The sequence below is a fragment of the Paeniglutamicibacter sp. genome, from assembly GCF_046714615.1.
Taxonomy (GTDB): domain Bacteria; phylum Actinomycetota; class Actinomycetes; order Actinomycetales; family Micrococcaceae; genus Paeniglutamicibacter.
This window is the reverse complement of record NZ_JBKKAP010000140.1, coordinates 1-9,287: the sequence shown is the minus strand read 5'-3', so window position 1 is coordinate 9,287 and position 9,287 is coordinate 1. Positions and strand designations below refer to the sequence as shown.

The following is a 9,287-nucleotide window of genomic DNA, read 5'->3' as shown; positions in this document are numbered from 1 at the left end:
CCCAAGTACCTTGGGTTCCGGGCCACAGGTCTTTGGGCACGTAATCGAGGAACCTCGGTGCCGGGCCGGGGCTTCACTGTGCACCTCGGCACATCCCACGGCGCAGCTGCCCAACACCTGCGAGAATGGAACACGTGAAACTCAGCGCCTTTGCAGACGTGTGCCTGCGCACCTTGATGTTTCTCGGCTCCCGTCGCGACCAACAGGTCACCACCAAGGACATCGCCGAGCGGATCGGTGTGCCGTACAACCACGTCGCCAAGGCCGTTGTGGAGCTGCGCAACCGCGGCGCGCTGGACGTGGCGCGCGGACGCTATGGCGGTTCGCAAATCACCGACCAAGGGTTGCGGCTTCGTGTGGGCACCCTGATGCGTGACCTCGATGGCCGCGAGGATGTCGTGGATTGCGTCTCCGAGGCCGGCGTACCCTGCCCGCTGCTCGCGGCGTGCAAGCTGCGCGGCGCCCTGCGACGCGCCCGCGAGGCGTTCTACGCCGAACTCGACCTCTTGAGCGTCAAGGATCTCACCTCGACGTCCGCCAGCGCGCTGCTGCCCTTCCCCACACTGCCGTAACCGCCGGCGACCTGCTGCTTTCGGCGATGGACACCAAACCGGCCTCACCCCGGAATGACATCCCGCGTCACGAAACCAACCGGCCGATTTGCATCCGACTTCTACTCACTGTAGAACTGAGTTATCAATCTTGCATATTAGATGCAAGATAACGATCACCCTCCGTCAGGAGCCACCAGATGCTTTCCGAGAAGTCCCGCCCGGTCATCGAAGCCACGTTGCCAATCATTGGCGAGCGCATTTCCCATATCACCCCCAAGTTCTATGACCGCTTGTTCGCCGCCCACCCGGAGCTCCTGGACGGGCTCTTCTCCCGCGCCAACCAGAAGAACGGTGCTCAGCAGCAGGCTCTGGCCGGATCCATCGCCGCCTTCGCCACACACCTGGTCAACCACCCGGGCACCCTGCCCGAGGCCGTCCTCTCCCGCATTGCCCACAAGCACACCTCGCTGGGCATCGTCGAAGAGCAGTACCCGATCGTGTACGAACACCTCTTCGCCGCCATCGTGGATGACCTGGGCGACGCGGTGACCGCCGAGGTCGCCGAGGCATGGACCGAGGTCTACTGGCTCATGGCCGATGCGCTGATCAAGATCGAAAAGGGCCTCTACGCCAAGCAGGCAAATGACAAGGTCTGGACCGACTGGAAGCTCGTGTCCAAGGAAGCCGCCGGCACCGGTTCGATCACCTTCCGCTTCATCCCTGCCGACGACACCCCGGTGACCGTGGCCAAGGCGGGCCAGTTCGTCTCGGTCCGCGTCCCGCTGCTGGACGGATTGCGCCAGTGCCGCCAGTACACGCTCAGCGACTCCGTCACCTCCACCACCGAACGCGTGATCACGACCAAGTTCGACGGCGGCGGCGAGGTCTCCCCGTTCATGCACGGACACCTGGCAATCGGTGACGTCGTGGAGCTCTCCAATCCCTACGGCGACCTGACCATCGACACCACCGGCGCCCCGATTGTGCTGGCCACCGCCGGAATCGGCTGCACCCCCAGCGCCTCCGCGCTGGCCACGCTGGCCGCCGCCGGTTCGGACCGCCAGGTCCTGGTGCTGCACGCCGAGGCCACCGAGGACGCCTGGGCGCTGAAGGAGCAGATGCGTGAATCGGTTGAGGCGCTTCCCAACGCCGAGCTGAAGCTGTGGCTCGAGGACATCAGCGCCAAGGACGAGGACACCGAGGCGACCGAGGGTTACATGTCACTGAAGGGACTTGATCTGCCGGCGGATGCCCGCCTGTACCTGTGCGGCCCGCTGCCGTTCATGCGCGCCGTCCGCTCGCAGGCCATCGATGCAGGCATCCCGGCCACGAACATCCACTACGAGGTCTTCGGTCCCGACCTCTGGCTCGCCGCCTAACCAAGCCCGCCAGACACCCGGATCCGCAACGATAGGAATATCCGCGGGTCCGAATGGCGCGAGGGGCTCCACCGCACGGCGGTGTGAGCCCCTCACGCTTCTGTCTGCCGGGGCCGCCGTCCACTAGCCTTGGATACAGGAGCATTCCGGCAGAGGTCGACCAAAGGGGGCTGGAAGCAGTCATGAACGGGAAGATGCGACTTTCCCTGATTCTGGGATCCGGTTGCCTGCTCACCTCCGTGGTCGCCGTCGGCGTCACGGCCGTTTCACTGTTCGCGAGGTACATGGAGCTCGAGGACTTGGGCCATGTGTTGGACGAGGAGACCTTTGGCAGGATCATCGGGATGACAGCTGCGGACAGGTTCATCGTTGTTTCGGGCGCAGTCCTTTTTGCCACTGGCGCCGTGCTCATCATTACCGGACTGCTTCGACGCAATGCCCGACCTTTGTGACCAGGGATTCCGCACCGCAAGCTCCCCCCCTCAACACCCGGCCGGAGGCCGCAATCCATTCGTTGGGGCCGAAGGAAGCCTGTTCGGGGTGCTACTGCCCGGGCTCCTGGAGGCGCGGGTGTGCGGTGCCCTTTTCGATCCAGGCCCGCACGGTGGCGTTAAAAAGGATGGGATCTTCGATGTTCCATTGGTGGTGCATGCCAGCGGCGGTGCGGAACTGGGCCTGCGGCAGCGCCTTGGCCAGTGCCGGGAAGGACCTTGCCACCAGCTTGGGTTCCTTGCTCCCCGCGATCACCAGGGCCGGACCTCTGTAGTTGCCGAGCTTGGCAGGGACGCCGCCGGGGTCAACCTCGTCCATGATGGCGCGCATGTTGTCGGCACGCAGGTGTGTGCCGTGCTCGGTGAACAGTTCCTTCTCGTCGGCGACCATGCCGTAGGCGCCTGCCTGAAAGCGCCAGTACCACTCGCTGCCGAACAGGCGCAGCTGCATCCGGCTCATGGTTCGCATCGAGGCCGAGACTCCTGCGGCCGGGACGCCGGAGATCAGCAGGGACTCCACGAGCTCGGGGTGCCTGGCCAGCACGCGCAACGCAACGACACCGCCCAGGGACAGGCCCACCAGATGGGCACCCCCATTGGAGACCTCGTCGGCGATGACCGCCGCCACGTCGTCGGCGGCACTGTCGAGCCCCGCCCAGTCTTCCTGGGCCCGGGCACCGAACCCGGGAAGGTGCGGGGTAAGCACCTCGTAGTCGCCAAAGGCCCGCACCTGCGGGTCCCAGGTCCAGTTCGCGACGTTTCCCCCGTGCAGGAAGACGATGGTCTGGGCGGGCTTGCCGTCCTTGCGGGCCCGCGTGGGTGCATGGAACTCCGGGTAGCCGCCCGGATCACGCGGCGCCGCGGCCAGGGAGGAAGCAGGCTTCGATTCGACGGCTGGTGCCGCCGGGCCCTGCGGCACCGTACGGGTGTGCGGGACCGTCGGTTTGGGGTGCCTCGGGGCCCTTGCCGGGCGTCCCGGTTTTTGGGTGGCGGCAGGTTTGTCCTCGGCGGGCGTGCTGCGTGTTTCGTCGGAGGCGTTCGAAGATGTGGATCCGGCGGCGGCCTCAATCGAGGCCTTCGGTGCCGGTGTGGCCTCCGCGTCGGGCATGGACTCTGCCCTTGCGGCCATCTTGGTCTTGGGCTCCGGCTCGGGGCGGGGATTGTGTTCCTTGGGGCCGCGCTTCGGGGTCACGGTCTTGGCCGGCTGTTCCTCTTTCGAGGCCTTTCCCGGCTTGCCTGCCGGGGCGGAATCGTCCGCAAGGGAGCGGTCGACGAATTCCTCGTCGGTTCCGGCATCGCCGTCGGAGGGGTGCTGGTGCTGGCTCATGGCAGGTACTCCGTCACGGCATCCAGCCATTCGAGTTCGGCCACCCCGTGGCGGATTCCGTTGTCCAGGGTGGCAGCCATCAGGAAGCTGCGTCGGTCCGCTGCTGCTCTCATATTAATGTCCTCACGCTGGGAGAGGTAGTCGTCCAGTACTTCTTGCGTCGCGTCGCGTCGTGCCTGGATCAACTCCAGCACCGTTTCGCGGTCGAGTTCGGCGGCAAAGAACACCCGGGCCAGAAACGGTTCGCGCGGGGTGTGGGCGGTGACCTCCCCGCCCAGCCAGTCCACGAGCTCCTGGCGGCCCAGGTCGGTGATGTGGTGTTCCTGGCGGTCGGGGTAGTTCCGCTGGGCAATGGTGGTGACGGTGGCGTGCCCGTCCTTCACCAATTGGGCCAGGGTGCGGTAGATCTGCGCCTTGTCTGCGTTCCAGAAATGATTGATGGACGAGTCGAAGTGCTTCTTCAGTTCATACCCGGTCATGGGCGCCAAACTCAAGAGCCCGAGGATCAAACGCGCAAGAATCATGCTTTCATCCTGACACATCCCCTAGGGGATTGTTCCAGCAGCCACGCACTTATTAGCTGATGCCATCGGCGAAAGGCGAGCCCCACCACTGGTGATGAGGCGGAAGGCCCGGTCTTTCCGCCGGGGAACGGCAAGGCCCCGCTGTCATCATTTCGGCCATCCCTCAATCGGGAGGCTGGCGATGAAAGCGGGGCCATGGATAACCGCTAATTGCGCGAGGAAGCCTAGGCGCCCAAACGCTCCTTCAGTCCATCAAGCTCGTCGCGCAGCGATGCGGGAAGCGCCTCGCCGAACTTGGCGTACCACTCCTCGATGCTGGCCAGCTCGGTGTCCCATTCGCCCTTGTCCACGGCCACTGCCGCTTCGACCTCGGCAGGGGTCATGTCCAGGCCGGTCAGGTCGATCGAGTCGCCGGTCGGCACGAAGCCGATCGGGGTCTCAATGGCGTCGGCCTTGCCCTCGATGCGATCGATGGCCCACTTCAGCACGCGGGAATTGTCCCCGAAGCCGGGCCAGGCGAAGCCGCCCTCGGCGTTGCGGCGGAACCAGTTAACCAGGAAGATCTTGGGCAGGCGTTCCGGGTTGGCCTTGGACTCGATGGAATCCCAGTGGTTCAGGTAGTCACCGGCGTTGTATCCAATGAAGGGAAGCATGGCCATCGGATCGCGGCGGACTACGCCAACGGCACCGGCTGCAGCTGCAGTGGTTTCCGAAGACAGGGTCGAACCCATGAAGATGCCGTTGGTCCAGCTGCGGGCCTGGGTCACCAGAGGAATGGTGGTCTTGCGACGGCCGCCGAAGAGGATGGCGTGGATCTCGACGCCGTCCGGGCTGTAGTACTCCTGGGCCAGCATGTCGACCTGGGAGATCGGCGTGCAGAAACGGGAGTTCGGGTGTGCTGCGACGCGGCCCGAATCCGGGGTCCAGTCGTTGCCCAACCAGTCGGTCAGGTGCGCCGGGGCCTCGTCGGTCATGCCTTCCCACCACACGCCACCTTCATCGGTGACCGCAACGTTGGTGAAGATCGAGTTGCCCTTGGTGATGGCGCGCATGGCGTTGGGGTTGGTGGACCAGCCGGTGCCCGGCGCGACGCCGAATAGGCCGTATTCCGGGTTGACGCCGCGAAGCTCGCCTTCCTTGCCGATGCGCATCCAGTTGATGTCATCGCCAAGGGTCTCGGCCTTCCAACCGTCAATGGTCGGATCCAGCAGTGCCAGGTTTGTCTTGCCACAGGCCGACGGGAAAGCGGCGGCAACGTTGTAGCTCTTGCCTTCCGGGTTGGTGAGCTTGAGGATGAGCATGTGCTCGGCGAGCCAACCCTCGTCGCGGGCCATCACCGAGGCGATGCGCAACGCGTAGCACTTCTTGCCCAGCAGGGCATTTCCGCCGTAGCCCGAGCCGTAGGACCAGATGGAGCGCTCCTCGGGGAAGTGCACAATCCACTTGTCCTCGTTGCACGGCCAGGCCACGTCGTCCTGGCCGGGAGCCAGCGGGGCACCTACCGAGTGCAGGGCGGGGACGAAGAAGGCGTCATCGGCTTCCATCTTGCGCAGCACGTCGTTGCCGATGCGGGCCATGATGCGCATGGAGGCAACAACGTAGGCGGAGTCGGTGAGCTCAACGCCGTACTGCGGCTGCTCGGCATCCAGCGGGCCCATGACGAACGGGATGACGTACATGGTGCGACCGCGCATGGCCCCGTCGAAAAGCCCCTTGAGCATGGACTTCATCTTTACCGGGTTTTCCCAGTTGTTGGTGAAGCCGGCATCCTTCTCGTTTTCAGAGCAGATGAAGGTGCGTTCCTCGACGCGGGCAACGTCCTTAGGATCCGAGAAGGCAGCGAAGGAATTCGGGAACGAAGGATCGGTAAGCTTCTGCAGCGTGCCGCCGGCAACCAGTTCGGCGGTCAGGCGATCGTTCTCCTCCTGCGTGCCATCCACCCAATAGACATGGTCAGGCTTCGTCAGTTCCGCGATTTCCTGCACCCAAGCGGCAAGCTTTGAGTGCGTTGTCGGTGCTGCGTCGATGACCTTCTGGTCCGAGCTCTCGCTCATGTCCATTCCCTCCATTGGGCTGAATTTGCAATAATTCGATGCTATGGGGCCGACCTCTCGAGCCCCTGTGACGCATATCGCCCAAAATCCCCTAGTTTGATTTAGCTTCACCGAAAACCCCGGATTTTCGGGCTTCAGTCATTTGTCCCCAAACACTTAAAGTGACGAAGGTCACGTAGACCGGTATACTTCATGGAATGCCTCCCTATGACTATTCACCACATGGACCCCTGGATTTTGCGCGAACGGCATTCATCTGTATAGTTATTCGAGGTCGAACCGCAAGGTTGGTACCAAAAACAGAATATGCGCCCATAGCTCAGCTGGATAGAGCGTCTGTCTACGGAACAGAAGGTCAGGGGTTCGAATCCCTTTGGGCGCACCAACAAGAAAAGCCACGAGAAATCGTGGCTTTTCTGTTTTCCCGGCACCTCGCATCCAGGAACTCTGGTTCCGCGGGACTTGCCGGTCAGTCCCGCGGTGAATGCCTGCTCGGCATGAAGCCCAATGACAGAACGACGGCGAGGCACGCTCCTGCCCACGCGTAATTCGGGATCCGGTTTGGAATGACCGCAACCCGCCACTCCAGGTGGCCTCGAGCGAGTCCGTCCGCTCAAGTAATGCGACATGAAGAAAAGGACATGGATTCTGTCGCGTGCCGAACAGTATCGACGCTGGCTTCGGGTCGGACCAATGACGCGCATTTCGATGAAACGGTCTTTCGTATTGTCACGCGATGCGTGAGTTCGCGCACGATTCCCGCATGTGAATCGACCAGCAAGCCAAAGGTATGTATAGTTATTCGAGGTCAAGCCGCGAGGCAGGACCAAACCAAAATATGCGCCCATAGCTCAGCTGGATAGAGCGTCTGTCTACGGAACAGAAGGTCAGGGGTTCGAATCCCTTTGGGCGCACTTGCATGAAAAGAGCCGCAATCGAAAGATTGCGGCTCTTTTCGTTTCTATGTGAAGGCCACGCCCTTCTGGACGCTATGCCCGGCCACTTTGAGGCGTCGCGACCCTTGATTACAAAAAACAGCCTGGTCTCACAGGCGCGGGGCAACAAACCAAGGGCAGGCGTGATGGATCGCGAATCCGGTACAAATCGGGGCTTCGGCGGCCAACAAGCCCCGGGATCTGTTGCCAAACAGCATGTGCGCCTGGCCTACCGGTGGGCACCTGCCAGGTAACCCAGGCCTACCTCGGCATTTGCGCGACAATGCAGGTGGGGCTTTCCAGGGCCAGCGAGCTGAGGTGCCTGCGTGGCAAGCCGTCCTCGGCATCCAGCCCGAGGGCCTCGATGGTGTTCGACAGTTGGTTCGCGACCAAAAGCGAGTTCCCGACCTGCACGTGGTGCCGCGGCCAGTCCCCGGCACACGGTGCGGTCCCCAGGAAGACTGGCCGCCCGCCTTTCAGACCCAGCACGGCCATGGCCCGGGCGCCGCGCACCCCGACATAGAGCTTGTTGGTGTGCCGGTCCAGGGAAATCTCCGCAGGGAAGTGTTCGCCGGCCAGGATGCCGTCACCCAGGGATTCGCGCGCGACTTCGCGCCACTCCCCCGCAGCATTGGCGGCCAGCGCAACGACCTGCGTGCTGTGTTCGGTGACCACGTAAATGAGCCCCGAGGGATGCTCCACCAGATGGCGCGGGCCGTCCCCCTTGCGCAACGGGATTTGCCGGTACTGCCGCAGTTCACCAGCCACCAGCTCCCAGATCCGCAGGGAATCGTGGCCCAGGTCGGTGGTGATGATCTTGCCGGAGCGCAGTACGGTGCTTTGGTGCGAACGCGAGACCCTCGGGTAGTGGCCTGGCAGGGCAAAGGGGTCGATGGATGCCGGGGCCGTGGCGGGGTCGGCCAGCGAGCCGTCCGGTTTGATCGGGTAGGCCAGCACCCGCCCGTCGCCATAGCAGCTGGCAATCAATGTCGTTCCGACACCGGTGACGGCCAGGTGGCACACCAGCGCACCGGCGGCCACGGGCCTGCCCAGGGGCTCGAGCCTGTCGGTGCCCAGGATCCTGTAGGCGGCAACCTCCCCGCGGTGTTCGAGCGCCGCATACAGCACCGGAATCCTCGGGTGGGTTGCCAGCCACGAGGGCGAGTCTGCGGCGTGGGCCAGGCCCAGGTCCGTGAGCACGCCGTTGCTAATCTCGATCGCCCGGATGCCCAGGCTCGTCCCGCCGCCGTCCGGCGAATAACCGCCGACCCAAAACTTCTTGCCCATATGCCCATCCTCCCCCGGGGCCCGGCCGGCGCGGAGACCCGAGAGCAAAAGATACTCGATCGTGTCATTGGACCGTGGCGGGCAGGCGCGCGAGTGGCGAACCAGACAGCCACACTATTTGAACTGACCGGTCAGTTCGGTTTATGCTTTAGTCGTGCTCATTGCCGATAACCTGGCCATTGCCGGCCGCCACCTGCCCTTGCTGGAACCCACCAGCCTCGCCGTTGCGCGCGGCGAACTCCTGCTGGTGGCGGCCGAACCCCAGCCAACCCGCACCGCGCTGTCACTGGGCCTGAGCGCCCGCATGCGCCCCACCGAGGGAACCGTGAGCTGGTCGGGAGATTCCGCCTTGCGCGGGGTGCGGCGCATCAGCGCCTTGGTCGACTCCCCGGAGATCAACGATCCCGAGGCGCACCTCAAGGTCCGCGACCTCGTGGCCGAGGACCTTGCGCTGCAGCCCGGGCCGATTTGGCGGCGCAGCGGCATCGATGCCTGGATGCGGAAGCACCACATGGACGCGCTGGCCAATGAATGGCTCGACGCCATTGACCCGCTCGAACGCCTCGGCCTGCTTACGCACCTGGCCCTCGAGGACCGCGGCGTCGAGCTGCTGGTCTTCGATTCCCCCGATCGCCACGGCATTCCCGAGGACGACTGGCTCCGCTTCCTGGAATCGGTGGCCACCGGGCGCCGCGCCCCGGCCGTGGTGGCAGTCGTCCAACGCATCCCGGAGCAC

General features: G+C 64.1%; 8 protein-coding genes and 2 tRNA genes. 6 read left to right on the top strand and 4 right to left on the bottom strand.

The genetic code is table 11. The annotated features are described in order from the left end of the window. The first annotated feature begins 134 nt into the window (after positions 1-134). From ACLQ7E_RS16060 to ACLQ7E_RS16050, 3 genes are all read left to right on the top strand, one after another. Positions 135-572 carry an RrF2 family transcriptional regulator gene (locus ACLQ7E_RS16060; RefSeq protein ID WP_411733574.1) on the top strand — a complete coding sequence of 146 codons (438 nt, stop codon included), beginning with the start codon at positions 135-137 and terminating at the stop codon, positions 570-572. A 179-nt stretch (positions 573-751) separates the two neighbouring features. Further along, positions 752-1,933, top strand: a complete 1,182-nt coding sequence (locus ACLQ7E_RS16055) for a globin domain-containing protein (protein ID WP_411733573.1) — start codon at positions 752-754, stop codon at positions 1,931-1,933. A 182-nt stretch (positions 1,934-2,115) separates the two neighbouring features. Continuing rightward, positions 2,116-2,385, top strand: a complete 270-nt coding sequence (locus ACLQ7E_RS16050; protein ID WP_411733572.1) for a hypothetical protein — start codon at positions 2,116-2,118, stop codon at positions 2,383-2,385. Between the two features lie 91 nt (positions 2,386-2,476). Here the strand turns inward: ACLQ7E_RS16050 and ACLQ7E_RS16045 are convergent, their stop codons facing one another. The 3 genes from ACLQ7E_RS16045 to ACLQ7E_RS16035 form a co-directional block, all read right to left on the bottom strand. Continuing rightward, entirely contained in the window at positions 2,477-3,751 is a 1,275-nt protein-coding gene (locus tag ACLQ7E_RS16045; protein WP_411733571.1) for an alpha/beta fold hydrolase, read from the bottom strand. Then, a complete protein-coding gene (locus tag ACLQ7E_RS16040; protein ID WP_411733570.1) occupies positions 3,748-4,275 on the bottom strand; it encodes a PadR family transcriptional regulator in 528 nt (175 codons plus the stop codon). The genes ACLQ7E_RS16045 and ACLQ7E_RS16040 overlap by 4 nt, the downstream gene beginning before the upstream one ends. Before the next feature lie 224 nt (positions 4,276-4,499). Beyond that, a complete protein-coding gene (locus ACLQ7E_RS16035; RefSeq protein WP_411733569.1) occupies positions 4,500-6,329 on the bottom strand; it encodes a phosphoenolpyruvate carboxykinase (GTP) in 1,830 nt (609 codons plus the stop codon). 308 nt (positions 6,330-6,637) lie between these two features. Here ACLQ7E_RS16035 and ACLQ7E_RS16030 point away from each other — a divergent pair. Both ACLQ7E_RS16030 and ACLQ7E_RS16025 read left to right on the top strand, forming a co-directional pair. Continuing rightward, positions 6,638-6,714, top strand: a tRNA-Arg gene (locus ACLQ7E_RS16030). A gap of 455 nt (positions 6,715-7,169) precedes the next feature. Next, positions 7,170-7,243, top strand: a tRNA-Arg gene (locus ACLQ7E_RS16025). Between the two features lie 282 nt (positions 7,244-7,525). Here ACLQ7E_RS16025 and ACLQ7E_RS16020 read toward each other — a convergent pair. Next, positions 7,526-8,551: a lactonase family protein gene (locus tag ACLQ7E_RS16020; protein WP_411733568.1), complete on the bottom strand. Its 1,026-nt coding sequence runs from the start codon at positions 8,549-8,551 to the stop codon at positions 7,526-7,528. Positions 8,552-8,705: 154 nt separating this feature from the next. Between ACLQ7E_RS16020 and ACLQ7E_RS16015 the strand changes: the two genes are divergently transcribed. Then, on the top strand, positions 8,706-9,287 hold a 582-nt coding region (locus ACLQ7E_RS16015), incomplete at its 3' end, for an ABC transporter ATP-binding protein (protein WP_411733567.1).

Excerpts from the sequence above, each read along its gene's own strand:
- ACLQ7E_RS16020 (WP_411733568.1), bottom strand. The coding sequence starts at position 8,551 with ATGGGCAAGAAGTTTTGGGTCGGCGGTTATTCGCCGGACGGCGGCGGG.
- ACLQ7E_RS16050 (WP_411733572.1), top strand. The coding sequence starts at position 2,116 with ATGAACGGGAAGATGCGACTTTCCCTGATTCTGGGATCCGGTTGCCTG.
- ACLQ7E_RS16035 (WP_411733569.1), bottom strand. The coding sequence starts at position 6,329 with ATGAGCGAGAGCTCGGACCAGAAGGTCATCGACGCAGCACCGACAACG.
- ACLQ7E_RS16040 (WP_411733570.1), bottom strand. The coding sequence starts at position 4,275 with ATGATTCTTGCGCGTTTGATCCTCGGGCTCTTGAGTTTGGCGCCCATG.
- ACLQ7E_RS16045 (WP_411733571.1), bottom strand. The coding sequence starts at position 3,751 with ATGAGCCAGCACCAGCACCCCTCCGACGGCGATGCCGGAACCGACGAG.
- ACLQ7E_RS16055 (WP_411733573.1), top strand. The coding sequence starts at position 752 with ATGCTTTCCGAGAAGTCCCGCCCGGTCATCGAAGCCACGTTGCCAATC.